Origin of the sequence: Neobacillus niacini, from assembly GCF_031457145.1 — a bacterium.
In the GTDB taxonomy this organism is placed as follows: domain Bacteria; phylum Bacillota; class Bacilli; order Bacillales; family Cytobacillaceae; genus Neobacillus; species Neobacillus niacini_J.
The window spans coordinates 49,924-67,351 of sequence record NZ_JAVDVZ010000010.1 but is presented as its reverse complement, the minus strand read 5'-3'; the positions used below and the strand labels follow the sequence as shown (position 1 = coordinate 67,351).

The 17,428-nt window shown below is 38.6% G+C and carries 22 protein-coding genes; 8 read left to right on the top strand and 14 right to left on the bottom strand.

Annotated features, from left to right (window positions below; all coding sequences use genetic code 11):
• Positions 1-180 precede the first annotated feature (180 nt).
• On the top strand, positions 181-1,179 hold the full coding sequence (locus tag J2Y03_RS20345) for an NAD(P)/FAD-dependent oxidoreductase (protein ID WP_310197491.1): 999 nt from the start codon (positions 181-183) through the stop codon (positions 1,177-1,179).
• Between the two features lie 34 nt (positions 1,180-1,213).
• Here J2Y03_RS20345 and J2Y03_RS20340 read toward each other — a convergent pair whose 3' ends face one another.
• Positions 1,214-1,579, bottom strand: coding sequence for a HesB/IscA family protein (locus J2Y03_RS20340; protein WP_310197489.1), 366 nt, complete (start codon positions 1,577-1,579; stop codon positions 1,214-1,216).
• A gap of 307 nt (positions 1,580-1,886) precedes the next feature.
• Entirely contained in the window at positions 1,887-2,126 is a 240-nt protein-coding gene (locus tag J2Y03_RS20335) for a YuzB family protein (RefSeq protein ID WP_132092425.1), read from the bottom strand.
• 246 nt (positions 2,127-2,372) lie between these two features.
• On the opposite strand from J2Y03_RS20335, the gene J2Y03_RS20330 reads away from it, so the two are divergent.
• A complete protein-coding gene (locus tag J2Y03_RS20330; RefSeq protein ID WP_310197486.1) occupies positions 2,373-3,440 on the top strand; it encodes an NAD(P)/FAD-dependent oxidoreductase in 1,068 nt (355 codons plus the stop codon).
• A gap of 37 nt (positions 3,441-3,477) precedes the next feature.
• On the opposite strand, the gene J2Y03_RS20325 is transcribed toward J2Y03_RS20330, so the two are convergent.
• Entirely contained in the window at positions 3,478-3,804 is a 327-nt protein-coding gene (locus J2Y03_RS20325; RefSeq protein WP_132092431.1) for a YuzD family protein, read from the bottom strand.
• Between the two features lie 153 nt (positions 3,805-3,957).
• On the opposite strand from J2Y03_RS20325, the gene J2Y03_RS20320 reads away from it, so the two are divergent.
• Entirely contained in the window at positions 3,958-4,203 is a 246-nt protein-coding gene (locus J2Y03_RS20320; protein ID WP_081954428.1) for a NifU family protein, read from the top strand.
• An 87-nt stretch (positions 4,204-4,290) separates the two neighbouring features.
• Here J2Y03_RS20320 and yutH read toward each other — a convergent pair whose 3' ends face one another.
• Positions 4,291-5,301, bottom strand: coding sequence for a spore coat putative kinase YutH (yutH, locus tag J2Y03_RS20315; protein WP_310197478.1), 1,011 nt, complete (start codon positions 5,299-5,301; stop codon positions 4,291-4,293).
• A gap of 206 nt (positions 5,302-5,507) precedes the next feature.
• On the opposite strand from yutH, the gene J2Y03_RS20310 reads away from it, so the two are divergent.
• Complete coding sequence (locus J2Y03_RS20310; RefSeq protein WP_132092437.1) at positions 5,508-6,008, top strand: phosphatidylglycerophosphatase A family protein; 501 nt, start codon at positions 5,508-5,510, stop codon at positions 6,006-6,008.
• 178 nt (positions 6,009-6,186) lie between these two features.
• Here the strand turns inward: J2Y03_RS20310 and J2Y03_RS20305 are convergent, their stop codons facing one another.
• The 3 genes from J2Y03_RS20305 to J2Y03_RS20295 form a co-directional block, all read right to left on the bottom strand.
• Positions 6,187-6,951, bottom strand: coding sequence for a TIGR01457 family HAD-type hydrolase (locus J2Y03_RS20305; protein WP_310197473.1), 765 nt, complete (start codon positions 6,949-6,951; stop codon positions 6,187-6,189).
• An 85-nt stretch (positions 6,952-7,036) separates the two neighbouring features.
• Positions 7,037-7,471 carry a DUF86 domain-containing protein gene (locus J2Y03_RS20300; protein ID WP_310197472.1) on the bottom strand — a complete coding sequence of 145 codons (435 nt, stop codon included), beginning with the start codon at positions 7,469-7,471 and terminating at the stop codon, positions 7,037-7,039.
• 172 nt (positions 7,472-7,643) lie between these two features.
• Positions 7,644-8,930, bottom strand: coding sequence for an EAL domain-containing protein (locus J2Y03_RS20295; protein ID WP_310197469.1), 1,287 nt, complete (start codon positions 8,928-8,930; stop codon positions 7,644-7,646).
• Between the two features lie 198 nt (positions 8,931-9,128).
• Between J2Y03_RS20295 and J2Y03_RS20290 the strand changes: the two genes are divergently transcribed.
• Positions 9,129-9,395 carry a DUF3055 domain-containing protein gene (locus J2Y03_RS20290; protein WP_310197465.1) on the top strand — a complete coding sequence of 89 codons (267 nt, stop codon included), beginning with the start codon at positions 9,129-9,131 and terminating at the stop codon, positions 9,393-9,395.
• Positions 9,396-9,441: 46 nt separating this feature from the next.
• Positions 9,442-9,726 (top strand): cytosolic protein, encoded by a 285-nt coding sequence (locus J2Y03_RS20285; protein ID WP_310197462.1) that lies wholly within the window; start codon positions 9,442-9,444, stop codon positions 9,724-9,726.
• 27 nt (positions 9,727-9,753) lie between these two features.
• Here the strand turns inward: J2Y03_RS20285 and J2Y03_RS20280 are convergent, their stop codons facing one another.
• Entirely contained in the window at positions 9,754-10,029 is a 276-nt protein-coding gene (locus J2Y03_RS20280; protein WP_132092451.1) for a YutD family protein, read from the bottom strand.
• Positions 10,030-10,143: 114 nt separating this feature from the next.
• Here J2Y03_RS20280 and J2Y03_RS20275 point away from each other — a divergent pair, with 114 nt between their 5' ends.
• On the top strand, positions 10,144-10,782 hold the full coding sequence (locus tag J2Y03_RS20275) for a YhcN/YlaJ family sporulation lipoprotein (protein WP_310197459.1): 639 nt from the start codon (positions 10,144-10,146) through the stop codon (positions 10,780-10,782).
• Positions 10,783-10,822: 40 nt separating this feature from the next.
• Here J2Y03_RS20275 and lipA read toward each other — a convergent pair whose 3' ends face one another.
• On the bottom strand, positions 10,823-11,773 hold the full coding sequence (gene lipA, locus J2Y03_RS20270; protein ID WP_310197456.1) for a lipoyl synthase: 951 nt from the start codon (positions 11,771-11,773) through the stop codon (positions 10,823-10,825).
• Between the two features lie 168 nt (positions 11,774-11,941).
• Between lipA and J2Y03_RS20265 the strand changes: the two genes are divergently transcribed.
• A complete protein-coding gene (locus tag J2Y03_RS20265; protein WP_310197453.1) occupies positions 11,942-12,892 on the top strand; it encodes a M23 family metallopeptidase in 951 nt (316 codons plus the stop codon).
• 23 nt (positions 12,893-12,915) lie between these two features.
• Here J2Y03_RS20265 and yunB read toward each other — a convergent pair whose 3' ends face one another.
• From yunB to J2Y03_RS20240, 5 genes are all read right to left on the bottom strand, one after another.
• Positions 12,916-13,668, bottom strand: coding sequence for a sporulation protein YunB (yunB, locus tag J2Y03_RS20260; RefSeq protein ID WP_132092456.1), 753 nt, complete (start codon positions 13,666-13,668; stop codon positions 12,916-12,918).
• A 106-nt stretch (positions 13,669-13,774) separates the two neighbouring features.
• The gene (locus J2Y03_RS20255) at positions 13,775-14,077 is read right to left on the bottom strand and encodes a YunC family protein (RefSeq protein ID WP_310197448.1); all 303 of its coding nucleotides are present in this window, start codon (positions 14,075-14,077) and stop codon (positions 13,775-13,777) included.
• 61 nt (positions 14,078-14,138) lie between these two features.
• Entirely contained in the window at positions 14,139-15,491 is a 1,353-nt protein-coding gene (locus J2Y03_RS20250) for a bifunctional metallophosphatase/5'-nucleotidase (RefSeq protein ID WP_310197445.1), read from the bottom strand.
• 19 nt (positions 15,492-15,510) lie between these two features.
• A complete protein-coding gene (locus tag J2Y03_RS20245; RefSeq protein WP_310197442.1) occupies positions 15,511-16,332 on the bottom strand; it encodes a sulfite exporter TauE/SafE family protein in 822 nt (273 codons plus the stop codon).
• A 60-nt stretch (positions 16,333-16,392) separates the two neighbouring features.
• Positions 16,393-17,238, bottom strand: coding sequence for a DUF72 domain-containing protein (locus J2Y03_RS20240; RefSeq protein ID WP_310197439.1), 846 nt, complete (start codon positions 17,236-17,238; stop codon positions 16,393-16,395).
• Positions 17,239-17,428 lie beyond the last annotated feature (190 nt).

The window sequence follows — 17,428 nt, the reverse complement described above, 5'->3', positions numbered from 1 at the left end:
TACATATTATGCTAAATTCTTCACAATATCAAGTAGTTTATATGATTATTTTTTAGAAAAACTGGTTAAATTCCTCTGTGTTTCCTTCTCTGTACATTTCCCAATAGTTTGTAGGATTTTCCTTATTTGTGATATTATAAGGAAAGGAGTCTGTTACTACATAAGTTAGGGGGATACAGGGTGCAAGAGAACCAAAAAGTTTATGACATAACTATAATCGGGGGCGGTCCAACCGGTCTATTTACTGCTTTTTATGGTGGAATGAGACAAGCTTCAGTAAAAATTATTGAAAGCTTACCACAATTAGGCGGACAATTATCGGCACTTTACCCTGAAAAATATATTTACGATGTTGCAGGATTTCCGAAAGTCCGTGCACAAGAACTAATTAACAATCTAAAGGAACAAATGGCTAAGTTCAATCCGGCTGTTGCTTTAGAGCAGTCAGTTGAAAAATTGGAAAAACAAGAGGATGGTATTTTCAAATTAACAACTAATTCCGAAGTTCATTATTCAAAAACCGTTATTATTACGGCAGGTAACGGTGCATTCCAACCACGTCGATTGGAACTTGAAAGTGCTGCACAATATGAGCGTAAAAACCTTCATTACTTTATCGATGACCTTAACAAGTTTGCTGGTCAAAAAGTTGTGGTCTTTGGCGGCGGTGATTCAGCTGTTGACTGGGCACTAATGTTAGAGCCTATTGCCAAAGAGGTAACGATTGTACACCGTCGAGATAAATTCAGAGCGCATGAACATAGTGTTGAGAACTTGCATAACTCAAAGGTAAATGTGAAAACTCCCTTCGTACCTGCTGAGTTAATTGGCGATGACCTCGGCATTAAGCAAGTCGTCCTAACGGGGGTTAATGGGGATGGAAGAGAAGCCATTGATGTGGACGCTGTTATTTGTAACTATGGGTTTGTTTCCTCTCTAGGTCCAATTAAAGAATGGGGCTTACAAATCGAGAAGAATTCGATTGTCGTTAATTCTAAAATGGAAACGGCTGTACCGGGTATTTATGCTGCTGGGGATATTTGTACATATGAAGGCAAAGTGAAATTAATTGCCTGCGGATTTGGTGAAGCACCTACGGCTGTCAACAATGCAAAGGCCTTTATTGATCCAAAAGCTAAAATCCAGCCTCTTCACAGTTCTTCCATGTTTGGTAAATAGAAAAAGGCGCTGTTCATAAGCGCCTTTTTTCTTGTTAACATTCTTCAGGTGTACCTGTTGCTGTTGCCGTTCTAAACGATGAACCACAGCCACATGATGCAATGGCGTTTGGATTTTCAATCGTAAATCCTCCGCCCATCATTGATTGCTTAAAATCAATTTTCGTACCCTTTAAAATAGCGGCATCCTCTTTATCAACAAGAATTTGAATCCCATGCTGTTCAGAATGTAAATCATTTTCCTTCACCTCATGATCAAACCCCATACCATATGATAACCCACTGCAGCCACCACCCTTTACACTAACGCGTAAAAGGGCACCCTCTTCTTCATTATGTTTGATCATTTCTTTTATATGCAGAGCCGCAGCTTCAGTTAAAATTACAACATCATTACTCATTTATTTTTTCCTCCTTTTTGAGGTCTTATTTATAGTATATACGCTATAACTTCATGACTCAACTAATTAAGTCTGCAAGAATATAAATAAAGGGACGGTATTTTCCGTCCCTTTTTATTAAAGGCTATTTTCTTAAACTTTGTTGCTTTTTATAACGAAAATTAATGATTCTGCTGTGTTTTCGCAGAATACAGCATAAATTTAATAAGAAAAGAGCTTGCAAACTAAATTCGAAGGCGAAAAATAACTTTTTCCACGTTAAAATCGGCTTTAAGATTTTAACAACAATCGTTACAAAACAGCCTTATTAAAACATTGGATTCTCATCTAAATATCGGTAAATATTTTCGACCAGTTCATCTGGTGTATTGCCAGTTACGACTTCCCCATTTACAAGTGCATAAAGGGTAGAAGCACATTTCCCACAATAACCAAGACATCCATATTCAACGATATCGAGGTTCGGGTCTTTTTCTAACTTCTCCAGTGCTTTTTGAGCACCGCTGGCTAGATTACTCATACAAAATTCAATAATTGGCAGTATCATGGTTATCACCTCTCCACAACTTATTATCCTACTATCTTTTTTCAGCTGCGTCAAATACCATGTTTCAGGTATAACTGTCAATAAAATATTCATATTTGTTGTTATTTTGTCATAATTCAGCTATACTCGAAATGGATTTAACGCTATATGACTATTATTTTTCATAAATACCTAGCTTACTAGGACTCATATTTTATTCGAAAAAGTGTTATGTATTCTGGGTTACACACAAAGGGGAAATAACAAATGAAAAATCTTGTAGTTCTCGGTGGCGGATACGGCGGAATGAAGATTTTAAGTGAACTTCTCCCCAACAACCTGCCTGAGGATGTAACAATTACGCTTGTCGATCGTGTTCCATACCATTGTTTAAAGACCGAATATTATGCCTTGGCGGCAGGTACTGTTTCTGATAAGGAATTGCGCGTTTCTTTTCCCGAGCATCCTCAATTGGTAATTAAATACGGGGAAGTAACAGGAATTGATAAGGACGAGAAAAAGGTACTATTTCAAGATTCTGATTCTCTTTCCTACGATGACCTAATCGTCGGTCTAGGTTGTGAGGACAAGTATCATGGTGTGCCGGGTGCTGATCAATACACATACAGTATTCAAAGCATTGAAAAATCCCGCCAGACCTATTCAATACTAAATAATTTAGGACCAGAGTCTATTGTTGGGATTGTTGGTGCCGGTCTTAGCGGTGTTGAGCTTGCCAGTGAGTTAAGCGAAAGTCGTGGAGATTTAAAAATTAAATTATTTGATCGCGGAAAACATATTCTACCTGCCTTTCCTGACAGATTAAGTAAATATGTTGAAAATTGGTTTCAAAAACATAACGTTGAAATTGTTAATAACTCCAATATCACAAAAGTTGAAGAAAATCGGCTTTACAATCATGATCAGCCTGTTGACTGTGATGTCATTGTTTGGACGGCTGGGATTCAAGCTAACAGGGTTGTTCGTGAACTGGGAGAAGAAATGGACCGCTCAGGGCGGCTTATCATAACTCCTCATCATCATTTACCGAATGATGAACATGTTTTTATTCTTGGCGATTGTGCTAGTCTTCCTCATGCTCCTAGTGCTCAATTAGCGGAAGGACAGGCGGAGCAAATTGTTGAAGTGTTGAAAAAGCAGTGGAATGGGGAAGAACCTCCAACCGAATTCCCAACCATTAAATTAAAAGGAGTCCTTGGTTCTCTCGGAAAGAAACAAGGCTTTGGAGTGATGGCAGACAGAGCGATTACTGGTCGTGTGGCGCGTTTACTCAAATCTGGAGTGTTATGGCTCTACAAATACCACAATGGATGATAGTCAAAAAAGCATTCCAGGGAAACTGGAATGCTTTTCATATTGATTTGTAGCCGTATTTTTCCAATTCGCTAAAGATGGTTTTTAACCTTGGGTTCCCTTCCCCGACGATTTTATCTTTAATCACAACAACGGGATAAAACAAATCTTCCTCAATAACCCTTTTGGCAAAATTCTCTTTTTCACTGTCATTCGGCGGTTGAAAAATATCAACATATGTCATCTTAACAGGGTGCTCTGGGAACTTTCGTGAAATAGCTGCCTCAAGCCATTCAAAGGTTTCCTTTGAGGATGGTAAATTTACACAGCTCGGGCAAAGCTGTTCTGCACCATAGAGGATAATTTCAACTGTAGTAGTAGTCATTCCATCAATCCTGCCTTTTTCTCTTATTTTACACCATTCAAACTATTAAAACATAAAAATATGGTTGTAAATGTGCGAATTCCCATTTCATGAGAATGGATTTTTACCTTCAATGACATTATAATATAAGGTAAGGAAAGGAGACGATATAATATGGCAGAACAAGAAGTACAAGAAATGTTTGAGCAGGTTCAGGAAGTATTAGATAAATTACGTCCATTTCTTCTTCGCGATGGCGGGGATTGTGAATTAGTTGATGTTGAGGATGGTATCGTTAAACTTCGTTTACTAGGTGCATGCGGAAGCTGCCCGAGCTCAACGATTACCCTTAAAGCAGGAATTGAAAGAGCACTTTTAGAAGAAGTTCCTGGCGTTGTTGAAGTAGAGCAAGTATTTTAATAATAGGCTGTGTTAAGGAATACTTTTGATTTTAGTAACACAGTCAAATAAAAAAGCGATTGCTTACCAAGGCAATCGCTTTTTTCATTATCTCATTGCTAACCAGTCTAGTTGAGGAAGTTTTAATGGTTTTATAGGCGCTCCTACAGTTTGGTAAAAGTATGCTAAAAAGCGCTCATATTCGGTTGATTGCTTTAATAATCTACTTAACTGTTCTTCTAAAAGCTTTTTATCCTGCTCTGAACGAGTTATATAATAATTTTCGATACATTCAAAGTAATGAAGCGGAAATAGTAAACGGGAAAACAATAATCTCCAAGAAAAAGAGGTTAATGGGGCTATTGTTTGGTAATCATTGAAAAACTGCCTCACATCCATTTCGTATGTCTGCGTATTTCGAAAGTATCGCTCTCTCGTCCATTCTGCAAGATCGCGGCTCCGATGATCAAAAACCCAATGAAATGGGTCCTTGATGTAATAATTAGCTCCCCAAGCATCATTTGAAAAGCGTTCATGACAAACTGTTCCACTATCGGATTCTTTTGGTTCATCATCCACCTCTGTATCTACTAAATACTGGATGGCATTTTCCGTTAAACCAATATAATATGGAAAAGAATCAATGAACATTTTTTCAAAATCATCCTCAGGTGTTTGGAACAATAGGTCACTCCATACCTTTTCAATTTGATCTAGACGCTTTTCCCATAATTGCTTCCATTGCCCAATCCTACTGGACCTTCCAATTTTGAAGGGCACTGTTTTTCCACGTTCATGAAATTTGGCTAACTTTCTCCCCAATTTCACTTTTACCTGTTTGTCAGTTTGCCGATTTGCCAGTACACAAAACTGTTGTTCCTTCCAAGTTGTAATAAGGCCACCTTCTTTATCTGGTAAAAAGGCAGGTACATGGGCGTCACCATTTTTCCTTAAGTGATCAGCAATTTTCTCTAATTCAATGATCTCTTCGGCTGCCCTTCCCTCCGGTTTGGCAATTAAATAGTACCAGCCATTGCTCCTTAGCGCGTCATAAGAATCTAATTTTAGGTATTCATCAACTTGGATACCATAATTATGTTCAAGTAATTTTTGCAGCATCCTTTCACCTCTTCTCTTTTCGTCTCCTATGTCATATATATGTAGTAGCCAAAAAAACTTGTTGTCTTCTTAAGGAATAAGTATAAGAAAAATATTATAGGAGAAATCTGTAAGGAGGGAATTGATTCATTCGTTCCTTTTCAAATGACCGTGCATATGTTATGAATTAAGAATGGTGAAAATTCCAAAGAAAAGGTGATAAATGGATGGCAGAAGATAAAAAAATGGATCCAACAGAAGAAACAGCAAGAAGATGGATTAAGGAAAGAGGCGTAGACATACAAGATATAGCTGATTTAGTTTTCTTCTTACAGGAAAAATACCATGAAAACTTAAAAATGGAAGACTGTATTGCCAATGTGGAACGTGTACTATCGAAACGCGAAGTCCAAAATGCCGTTATTACGGGCATTCAGCTGGATATGCTTGCCGAAAAAGGACTGCTGGAAGAACCGATTCAATCTATTATTAAAACAGATGAAAGTCTTTATGGCGTGGATGAAATCTTAGCATTGTCGATTGTTAATGTGTACGGCTCAATTGGTTTTACCAACTATGGATATATCGATAAGCAAAAGCCTGGAATCCTAGCACATTTGAATGATAAATCAACGGGTGAATGTCATACCTTTTTAGATGATATTATCGGTGCAATCGCTGCTGCAGCATCAAGCAGGCTCGCACACAGAGCAGCTCATGTTGAATAGAAAAGCGGAAGCGCCTTGACCAGGGAAAAAAGAAGTTCATTTTTTCCTCGGGGCGACAGGCATAAGACGAGCCGGCGGGAAGGTTGTTCTTTAACCTTTCTGACGGATTGGCTTAGACCTGAGAGCCACTAGGCGCTGAAGCTAGACAATTCTCAAAGTCGAAAATTACATCCTTTTCTTACGGCTCCCATTGATCCAAGGAATCAATCGCATAGGTTGGTTTTCGATCATAGGAAGCAAGTAATTCCTTTGTGGTGACACCCGTGTGGACTAAAAGGGTATCAAGCCCTGCATTCATTCCGGCTAAAATATCTGTATCATAATAATCGCCAACCATTAACGTTTCTTCTTTAGCGGTGCCTAGAACCTTTAACGCTTGTTCCATGATGATTGATTCAGGCTTCCCAATAAAAATCGGCTTTATCTGGGTCGAAACGGCAATCACAGAGGTAAGAGATCCGTTTCCAGGGAGTAAACCTCTCTCTGTTGGAATAGCTATATCTCCGTTGGTTGAAATAAAGACAGCCCCATTGCGGACAGCAAGACATGCTACTGCTAATTTTTCATAGCTAATCTCACGGTCAATTCCGATAACCACATAATCTGCTTTCTCTCCACCAGGTGAAAATTTCCTTTCCTCCAAAGCCGTACGAATACCTTCTTCGCCAATTACATAGACAGATGCATCCTTATTTTGATCATAGATATAATTAGCCGTTGCTTGACTAGTCGTAAAAACTAACTTTTCTTCGGCAGGGATATCGAATTCCCTCAACTTTTGAGCAACTTGGGCAGGAGTACGGGATGAATTATTGGTTACGAATAAATACGGAATATCTTTCTCCCTTAACTTTTTCACAAAATCTCCTGCCGCCTCAATTTTCTCTAATCCCTTGTACATTGTTCCATCTAGATCAATTAAATAACCATTATACTTTTTCAATTGCATCACTCCTATATGTATCATATCCGTACCCAATTCTTTTCATGAATTAAAAAGAACCGCAGGCGCGGTTCGTAAAATCTAATTAATTGAACGCCGATACTGGTCCCAGTTCATTCGCAAGATAGTCGCGGACATTCTTCGGAAATAAAGTTAATGTATTAATATGGCTAGAGAACTGCTTTTGAAGTTCGATATGGTCGATTTCAGTATATAACTGAACGAGAACCTTACGATACTGGATAAGTATTTTTAGGCTTTTTCCAGTTTCAGCCGTAATCACCTTTTCATCCATTAAAATATCAATAATATCATCATAACTTCCAGGGTCCCTCATGATAAATCCGTCAATTATAGCATTACCCACATCTAGTAACGATTCAATCATTAGATGTGTCAATCGTTCCAGAGCAGCTCTTTCTAGCGGGGTTGACCAATGTTCCTGACTAGAAAATAGACTGATTTGTTTTTCTAAGAAAACCAATGTTGTCTCCAACTTTTCTCGGTCTACAAAATACATTTCATCCACTTCCTTTTTTTACCTAGTCTATTTTCGTAAAGATTGTTGTTAAAATCTTAATGCCGATTTTAACGAGGAAATACTTATTTTGCATTTTAGAATTTAGTTTGCAGGCTCTTTTCTTATTAAATTTTGTTTCAATAAGCAACAAAGGTTAAGAAAAGAGCCTTTCCTATGTCGCAATTCCATCAAAAAACATCGCTGGGCGCGCATAAAAATTACCCTGTGCTAAGTCCACATTATTCCTCGTTAATACGGAAGCTTCTTCTTGGTTCTCGATTCCCTCCGCCACTACTAATGAACCAGCCTCCTTAGCAACAAGGAGTAATCCTTTTAACATGGACTCCTTGACGGAGTTTTTATCAATATTTTCAATAACAGAACGGTCTATCTTGATTATATCAGGCATAATTTCGCTGATGGTGTTTAAACTTGAATAACCAGCTCCGGTATCATCGACAGCAATCTTAAATCCCATTAAACGCAAAACATTAATATTAAATGCAAAGTTCTTCAAGCCTTCGATAGAATCCCGTTCCGTAACTTCAAAGGTGATTTGTTTTGGCGGAATCCCTCTATATTTATGTAGTAATTTTTTTAGGTCACTGGTAAATTTAATATTCCCAAGTGTTAACGGGGTACAATTAACAAATATATCTTGGCGGCACCGAGATGCTTTTACTTGCTGGAGCATTTTCTCCACCACAATCATTTCTAATTCGTACAAACGACCCGTTTGTCTTGCAACCGTAAAAAGCTGTAAAGGAGATTCTAAAACCGTGCCTTTTGGACCGCGTGAGAGCAGTTCCCATGCGCGTACCTCATTGGTTGCTACATCAATAATTGGCTGAGCTAAAAGAGTAATAGCCTTTTGGGTAACAATTTTGTTAATCGCTAACACCATTTCATTAATCTCTAACTGTTCTCTCTTTTCTGCCATGCCAATTGCTTGTCTGTGTGCCTTTAAGATAGAATCTTGGATAGAATAGTCATGTTTATCTACAAACATATATCCTGCTTCAAAAACTGGATATATGGAAGGATGAAGTTTAATGAACCTTTGTTCTACCTCGTCCGTGATGTTTTTTATCATGATGTCAATATTCGAGATAGAATGTCGATCATGATCGACCTTTAACAAGAGACTAATCCCTTCGCCAAAATAATCATGAAGAGTAAGTACTTCCTTGGGTTTGACTTCTTGTCCGATAACCGTTTGAAAAAGCTTTTTCATATTTTTCATCAATTTGGAATGCTGCTGGATTTCAGTCTGTTCAATTAAATCCTTTTGATTCCTGATTTTAAAAACAATAACTACAACCTCATGCCCAGCCTCAAAAGCCTCGGTTACCCCTTCTAGTAAAGGATTGCGTAAAGTAAATTGAGGTGGGTAATAGCGAATGGATGAAAGAGGTAAAATTATCTTTCCCCATTGCATTACACTCTTAACCTTTTTCATGTAACGACAATCCATGGAATCCATCCCTCTCGCAAAGCAACATACGACAATAATAAATATATTGTAACACAATTTGACAGGATCCGGTTTTCCTTCAGTAAATTTTTAACAATATTCTATTAACTTCTAGACTCCCCCAACTTCTTATTATTTGGTAATATAAAGAGGTTGAAGAAATTAACTAAAGGAGAACACTACATGAAAGAACGTTTTTTCTTATACGATGATACAGAGGATACAAAAACACGTTTTGTCAGTTTTGTTGGTGACAACACGCGCTTCGATTTGGCAATAGTAAAAACGGATCGTCATTTTGGGAAGCATCTAGTACTTGATATACAAGGAAATCGTTTTGCTATCATTGGTGAGGACGATTTAAAAGAAGAAGGGTATTTAGAATACGCTTTTCAATTGAATGAAGAGGATGCTGAAGAATTACGTTCCTTTTTGTTAGAATTACTTTAATTTATTCTCATTCCTTTTTGGCATAATAATAAAAAGGAGTGATACTATGGCTGAAGAAAAATCAAGAAACTATTTTGACTTATCTAATGTAGAAAAACAAAAGAACTTTTTAACAGCTGAGGAATTTCCAGAAGGATCTTATGGATCACCGATTAATCAAGACGAACCGGTTGAGAACAAAAGCACCCCCTGGCAAGAAGGGCAGCGTTATTATAGTGCTTTTAATTATGAGTTTAAATCGTTTCATCAGGATGTTCCACGACAAATGGCAGGTGCTCACCCAACACACGATGATCCTGAAACAGATGAACAACCACCGTACAATCAGTAAAAATGCCCGCCAATCGGCGAGCATTTTTTATTTTTTTACTTTTTTCAAGACAAAATAAGCACAGCCAAAATTACAGTACTCATAAAAATATTCACTTAATGTACTGATTTTGGTATCAAAGGTCGCTTTTTGATTTTGATCCTCAAAAAAGCCTTTTAACCTGAGTTGACCATATCCCCAATCACCGACAATATAATCATATCTGGATAATATTTCGCTATACCTAGCCTTTAAGGCTTCCTCATTAAAGCCTTCTCTATGTTCCTGCACAATTTCATATGTGGAACCGTTGATATTGATCATTTAATCACCTCAAATTTTACCAGTCAATCCTTCTTTCATTATAACCGATTCGCCATCAATTACTAAGAAAAAAAATCAGTAATTTGGCTATTCTAAAAAAAGGAGGTGTTTTAAGTGAAAAAGTGGTCGATGATCATTGGAGTTTGTTTACTCCTAACAGCAGCAGGCTGCTCAAAGGATATGGCAAATCGCGATGTTTATGAAGAAAGTGGAGATACAATTAATGTTAACAATAAAAGAGCAGAGCTCTATAATGAAGGCGGCGGTCGTGGAGTTCGAAATGTAAGCGATGATTATGGCTTTGTTCGCCATCAAAAGAGCCCTGTCCAGGGTGACCAGGGAGGAAAAGAACACTATTCGGCTTTAGACCGTGAACAAGTAGCCAATATCATTAGTCAATTAAGTACAGATATCCCAAATGTTAATGATGTTGCTACCTTAGTGACGGACCAGGAAGTTTTAATTTCCTATCGTACCGATAGTAAAGACCGCAACCAGACGGCAGATCAAGTAAAAAGAACCGCAATGTCCGTTGTTCCAAGATTTTATCATGTCTATGTATCTGACGATAACAACTTAATGCGAGATGTGGAAAATCTTGCGAATATGGATTCAACAAGCAAAAATGCTCGTAATTCAGTAAATAGCTTAATTAAACAAATGAAGAAATCCCCACAAGGTAACAGAATGAGCGACAGCGAAGATGAAAATGGAGCTACACGAGATGACATCATGAATACAAATAATCGCTAAAAAAATGAGTTCAGCCCATATCGGACTGAACTCTTTTTCCTTAAGCTTCTTTAACTTCTGTTTCACCTAGTAATTGCTTGTGCTTAGCGGCAGCGTTTACCTGCTCATCTGCATGATAGGATGAACGTACTAATGGTCCTGCCTCACAATGGCTAAATCCTTTAGAAATGGCTATTTCACGTAGTTCACCAAATTCCTCTGGATGATAATACTTTTCAACTTTTAGATGACTCTTTGAAGGTTGTAAATACTGTCCAATCGTCATGATATCCACATTATTAGCTCTGAGGTCATCCATAACCTCAATAATTTCTTCTTTTGTTTCTCCAAGGCCAACCATCAAGCTTGACTTTGTTGGAATCGTAGGCTGCATTTCTTTTGCTCTGCGTAAAAACTCGAGTGAACGATCATACTTAGCTCGAGCTCTAACTCTTGGAGTTAATCGTCTTACTGTTTCAATATTATGATTTAGGATGTCTGGTTTTGCATCCATCAACAGTGCCAGATTTTCTTCCTTTCCACCCATATCAGATGGCAGGACTTCAATGCTCGTAAAAGGATTCTTTCTTCTAATCGCCCTAATCGTTTCTGCAAAAACAGCTGCACCGCCATCCTTTAAATCATCCCGGGCAACGGCGGTAACTACAACATGTTTTAAATTCATCAATTGAACTGAATCTGCTACACGTTCTGGTTCTTGCAAGTCTAATTCAGTAGGCAGCCCTGTTTTTACTGCACAGAAACGGCAGGCACGTGTACATGTATCACCGAGAATCATGAAGGTAGCTGTCCTTCTCTCAGCCCAGCATTCGTGAATATTCGGGCAGCGTGCTTCTTCACAAACCGTATGTAAATTCTTTTCACGCATCATTTTTTTTAAGCCGGTATAATGTTCATTTGTATTTAATTTTATTTTTAACCATTCTGGTTTACGTAAATATTCGTCATTCCTACTCATATTTCCACTCCTTAATGAGGTGCTCCCTGTCACTTTACCATACTTTTTGCGACAAGGACAAGCAGACCAACTTCACAAGATTTAATTTCCATTTATTAACCATAATGAAATTGCCGAGAATTCATAAACTAAAAACGTACCTTAATCGGAAGGAGGATTCCTGTGCGGGCATTTCTGATAATTGGAACTTTCCTTTTATTAATGAGCTTTTCTCTCAGGGATGCTCATGCTAAAGGTCCTGATGAATATCAGGAAAGAATGAAGCTATACAAAAAGGTGGAAACCATTACACAAATTCCTTGGTATTACTTAGCGGCTGTTGATCAATACGAAAGGAATATCCGTCAGGTTCGTAAGGACTTGCCAAAAGCGGAAAGTGTGATTGGAATTTATTTTCCTCCGGAGAAATGGGCTGGAGCTACCAATCCCAATCCTAATGAAGAAAACCCCGCAATTATCCAGTTGTTTAATGGTATGGGTGTAGATGGGGATGGGGATGGAAAAGCCAGTATAAAGAACGACGAAGACGTTTTGTATGCTTTTGCCAACTATCTTCTTTCCTATGGAAGAGATCATGATAATATTAAAATTGGGTTATGGAATTATTATCACCGTGACAAGACAGTTGGTATTATTGTTGGCAAGGCGCAAATCTACCGCCATTTCGGTCGGTTAGAATTAGATAAACACGTTTTCCCTCTGCCATTACGCAGCACTCACAGCTATCGCAGTACTTGGGGTGATGCTAGAGGCTGGGGGGGCAGAAGAATTCATGAAGGTACTGACATATTTGCTGGCTACGGTGTTCCTGTTCGTGCAACGAACTATGGCATAGTGGAAATGAAGGGCTGGAATAAGTTCGGCGGCTGGAGAGTAGGAATTCGTGATATTGATAATACGTATCATTATTTTGCTCATCTTAGCGGTTTTGCTAAAGATTTACAGGTTGGTCAAATCGTTGAGCCAGGAACCCTGATTGGCGGTGTTGGCAGTTCTGGTTATGGACCACCTGGGACATCTGGGAAATTCCCTCCCCATTTGCATTATGGGATGTATAAAGATACTGGTCGAACTGAATGGTCCTTTGACCCAACTCCACATTTAAGATTGTGGAAACAGCAAGAGAGACAGGCATTAATCAAGAAAAAGTAAGGACTGTCCTTTTGACAGTCCCTTTAACTTTCTGGCGGTGGGATTTCAATGGATGGAGAAGTACTACCGCCATTATTATAAAATTGTGGTACATCACCTTGAATCAATCTTCCACCAACAGGAATTTTCTGCTCTAGTTTAGTGATTTCCGTTGCAAACGGGGTTATGATTTGTACAGACACCTCTAAGTAGATAGCAACATCAATCCAAGTATTATTGATACCCATCGGTTTTGGATCAATTTTCACATCAGGACGTACTTCTCCGATTGCGTGAAACCTAACAGGTATTTTAGGACCTAAATTCCCTAACAACGCCATATTGGTTGCCTGCCCCAATGGAACATTCCAAACAATCCCATCCTGTCTTCCCTCATTAACCTCAATATCAACATCTGTTAACTGCTCTAAGGAAGCGAGATCCCCTTTCTCTGCGGCATTTAAGTTTTTCTGAATCTCATTGGTGATTTCAGATAACTTTTGATTTATCACTTCTGTATTTAAACTAGCGCTCGGCTGTGCACCATTTTCGCCCGGCTCTACTGCAATGACATCCCCAACCTCGACGGTTTTTTTATTAATGGCTTTATTTATTACCTGCGAGGCAATTTGGTTCGTCTTTGATTCCGCATATCTCATCAGGGAAGGCTCAATACCTTTGTTAACCAACCATATTCCAAATGCAGTTGACAAAAGAAAGAAAACAAATGATAAGAGCATGACATATCTGAAAGGTAACGGTCCTCGTTTCCGAGCACGTACACGAAACTTTGCCAAAAAAATCCCCCCTTACATGCTATATGTATGCGAGAAAGAGATGAACTAGCCTAAAAATTTATGAGAGCTAGTCAAAATGAAAAGCCTACACAACACGTGCAAGCTCTTATACCATTTTCAGCAAGGCATCCCTGCCAAGCATTCCTTTTGTTATACCTAAGTTCTCAGCCTCGACTGTAACGGACTCCATTGGGGCGTTAAGGAGCTGTTCAATCGTTCTTACCCCTACCGCTCTGGCGGCTATGATATTGCGATCCTTTAACTTGTCGTTTAATAAACCAACATCTAAAGCACCGCACATAATATATCCCTTATCATTGCTTACAGAGAGCAGTGTTGTTTTCGGTAGCAAAACAGTAACAGCTAAGAACGTATGACCATTAATCTCTACCGGTGATAGCTCTATCAATTTACACACCCCTTTCCTCACTATCACTTTATGAAAGCGAAAGATGAAGCGTGTATACAGCTTAGGACTGTTTTTGTAATTTCCATTTTAATAAATCTCGCATAAATTCGGGTAGAAAATATTCTTTTTTCTTATTAGGAAAAACTCCTTTGAAAAAATGCCCAAAGGTAAACATATCCGGAATGGCTAATGTATAATTTTTTTCTAATTCTAATTCCTTTTCGTTGATATAAATGACGTTATTGTCTTTAAATTTAATCCCATCATAAACACTGATTCCCATTATCGTTCCCCTAAAACCTAGGCCTACAACTTGTCGCTGTGACCAGCTCTCATCCTTCGTTTCAAGTAAAACCTCTTTTAACTCCCTGCCTGTCAGCTGGATTTTACAAGGATTGATTGGGTGAGGACATATGATAAGTAAATCGTATACAGTTACAGTTCCTGATAATGGACCCAAAATCAGCCCTCCATTGATAAAGGCACAATCCGCATCGCACCACTCTCTTAATGCCTGGCATAATATCCGTGATAGCTCTGTTTCCTGAAATGGATCATGTAGAAATTCATTCGTAAGGGTGGTGATTTTTTGATTTAATAATTTCTTCCCTTTTCGGTAAAGTTCCTTGGATTTTGCTTTTTCATCCGCTACTGCCGGAAGCTCCATCACGTTATACAATTTTGCCTGTTTACGAATAGGTTTCCGCTCAACAACCTGAAGAGTAACTTGGCCAACAAACCTCCCATGCTTACCAGCTCCAGCAAGCAGTGTCTGACCAACCTGTTTTCCTTCAGGAAGAGTATGGTGGGTGTGACCACCCAAAATTACATCTATATCGGGACAGTCTGCTGCCACTTGTTCATCATGGCTTAGTCCTAGATGTGAGAGCAGGATGATGATATCTGATTCTTCCTTTAATGGTTTCATCCATCTCTTTAACTCTTCTATCGGTTCAGTCAGCTTCCAGCCGAGCAGCTCATAAAGAAATGAATAATAGGTAGTTAACCCAATCACACCTATCCGGGTGCCACTTTTTGTCTGATAAATTTTATAAGGTTTTAGCCATGATGGATGTTGATTGCTGCTGTTGTAGAGGTTAGCAACTAGCACATCAAAATTCCTGTTGTCATACAAATGATTTAACCCCTCGTAAGGGAGGTTGATGCCTTCATTATTACCAATCGTAACAGCAGTATAGCCACTTTCATTTAACAGTTCTATATTCCCCTGTCCATGGGTCGCCTCGGAAAGTGGGTGCCAGCGGTCTATAAAGTCACCAATATCAAAAAGAAAAAATTCTTCACCCATTTTTTCATGATATGTCCTTCTGCTTGTTAAGAAATGCTGAATTCGTGGCCATCGTTTTAAATGGCTGTGAAGATCATTTGTATGATAGATGTGAATGATTTCCATGCATGTTTTCGCTTCCTTTTTAACCTAAAATGCCTTGATAAATTAAACGTATGCCAACGATAATTAATATGGTTCGTAATAGTAAAACAATTGTTTTGCTTTTTAGCTTTGTGTTTAAATAGACACCAACCTTTGCCCCAATCCATGCTCCCGGAACTAATGCCAATGCAAGCAGCCAATCTACATTCCCAAGTGTGATATGGGTAATCGAGCTTAGGATGGATGTTGGTAAAATCATAAACATTGAAGTAGCTGTAGCAACATGAGGCGGAAAGAAAAAGAAGAGAATCATGGTTGGTACCATTAATGACCCGCCGCCAACTCCTAATATTCCAGATAAAAAACCAACGATAAATGAAATAATTACAGCGGCAAATGGGTTAAAACCATATTCAAAACTTTTTCCTGTGTTATCCGTAAAACTCCGGACAATCCCCTTATCTTTACGATAGGGAATTGGTTTTAGTTTATCTTTTAATAAAAGGACAAGCGAAACAAATATAATAAAAGTGCCAAAAAATAAGTTGAATGATTTTAAATTTAATATTTCTGTTACCCATGCACCAAGAATACTACCAGGACCACTTCCAATTAGAAAAATTAATCCACTTTTGTAATCCACCGTTTTATGTTTCATATACGCTAAGGTAGAGGAAAGCCCTGTAAATATCATAGTGAAAAGAGAGGTTCCCACTGCTGTCTGAGGAGAGATATACCCAAATACGGACAGAGAACTTAAAAAAAGTAAGGCAGGAACAATTATCATTCCACCGCCCAATCCAATTAAACTGCCTAAGGAACTACCTGCAATCCCGATTAAGATTAAAACAATCCATTCCATCAGTCTTTCTCCTTCTTAAGGCTCTTGGTAAAGCAACAATCAGTGCGAAAGCTGCATTATTTAAAATAGGCCGAGCTGTCTTGGCGCAAGGTCCTCATATTCTATGTCTAAAAGGTTCATCATTTCTTTCGCGTTATCAGCTGCGTCTCCACCGGAATTGTTGTTAAAGAGAACATAGACATTATTAGACTCCTTGGCTAATTTCCGGATAGAATCTGCCCATTCTTTAAGTTCTTGTTGATTGTATCGATAAAGATATCTAACCTCGCGCCAATTCTCAGCCTGACGTTTTTGCCAACCATGAACATTACGTCCATGAAACCGAATCAGCAATTTTTCTGAATTTATGGGTTCTAATATAGTCGGTATGGAACCCTCACCAGATTGTGGTTCATCACAAATACTATGTATCCACTTTTCTTCTTTCATAAAATCAAGCGTTTGCTTCAGGTAGCGGGGTAAAAACCAAGACTGATGCCTGAACTCAAGTGCACATGGTAGATCGCCCATTTCCTGTTTACACCAGCGTAAATACTCAACATTTTCCCGTTTACAATCAAACCAAGGCGGAAATTGAAACAGGACCATTGCTAATTTGTTTGCTTCTATGTATGGTTCTAGAGATTCCTTAAATGCTTGGAACATTTCTTTTTTTGTTGCAAATGGAATTTCACCACGCTGATGACCCGTCATTCCCTGGTAGGCTTTCACGATGAATTGGAACGATGATGGTGTATCATGAACCCATTTAACTGCATTTCTTTTCGGTTGAATGGCATAAAAAGCGGTATCCACTTCTACTGTTGGAAAATGCCCCGCGTACTCTTTTAATTTATCCCGAGGAGAGATTGGACCCGGATATAAGCTGTCATGGTCTCCCCAGCCTGTTACACCAACGTAAATCAATCTTCATCACCTCTATTTATTAATAATAGCATACCTCCTATTTGAAATTTTCGCTATCCGAGAGTATTTTTCGCCATCCGCCAGTTTTTCTAAAACGCAAAAATCCGCCTGCCAACGGGGGCAAGCGGACCAACACCTATTAACCGATAGAACCTTCCATCTCGAACTTGATTAATTGTGCTTAAAACGG

Excerpts from the sequence above, each read along its gene's own strand:
- J2Y03_RS20320 (WP_081954428.1), top strand. The coding sequence starts at position 3,958 with ATGGCAGAACAAGAAGTACAAGAAATGTTTGAGCAGGTTCAGGAAGTA.
- J2Y03_RS20245 (WP_310197442.1), bottom strand. The coding sequence starts at position 16,332 with ATGGAATGGATTGTTTTAATCTTAATCGGGATTGCAGGTAGTTCCTTA.
- J2Y03_RS20280 (WP_132092451.1), bottom strand. The coding sequence starts at position 10,029 with ATGATCAATATCAACGGTTCCACATATGAAATTGTGCAGGAACATAGA.
- J2Y03_RS20325 (WP_132092431.1), bottom strand. The coding sequence starts at position 3,804 with ATGACTACTACTACAGTTGAAATTATCCTCTATGGTGCAGAACAGCTT.
- J2Y03_RS20310 (WP_132092437.1), top strand. The coding sequence starts at position 5,508 with ATGGCAGAAGATAAAAAAATGGATCCAACAGAAGAAACAGCAAGAAGA.
- J2Y03_RS20265 (WP_310197453.1), top strand. The coding sequence starts at position 11,942 with ATGAGCTTTTCTCTCAGGGATGCTCATGCTAAAGGTCCTGATGAATAT.
- J2Y03_RS20250 (WP_310197445.1), bottom strand. The coding sequence starts at position 15,491 with ATGGAAATCATTCACATCTATCATACAAATGATCTTCACAGCCATTTA.
- J2Y03_RS20335 (WP_132092425.1), bottom strand. The coding sequence starts at position 2,126 with ATGATACTGCCAATTATTGAATTTTGTATGAGTAATCTAGCCAGCGGT.
- J2Y03_RS20290 (WP_310197465.1), top strand. The coding sequence starts at position 9,129 with ATGAAAGAACGTTTTTTCTTATACGATGATACAGAGGATACAAAAACA.
- J2Y03_RS20295 (WP_310197469.1), bottom strand. The coding sequence starts at position 8,930 with ATGAAAAAGGTTAAGAGTGTAATGCAATGGGGAAAGATAATTTTACCT.
- J2Y03_RS20330 (WP_310197486.1), top strand. The coding sequence starts at position 2,373 with ATGAAAAATCTTGTAGTTCTCGGTGGCGGATACGGCGGAATGAAGATT.
- J2Y03_RS20300 (WP_310197472.1), bottom strand. The coding sequence starts at position 7,471 with ATGTATTTTGTAGACCGAGAAAAGTTGGAGACAACATTGGTTTTCTTA.
- J2Y03_RS20285 (WP_310197462.1), top strand. The coding sequence starts at position 9,442 with ATGGCTGAAGAAAAATCAAGAAACTATTTTGACTTATCTAATGTAGAA.
- J2Y03_RS20340 (WP_310197489.1), bottom strand. The coding sequence starts at position 1,579 with ATGAGTAATGATGTTGTAATTTTAACTGAAGCTGCGGCTCTGCATATA.
- yutH (WP_310197478.1), bottom strand. The coding sequence starts at position 5,301 with ATGCTGCAAAAATTACTTGAACATAATTATGGTATCCAAGTTGATGAA.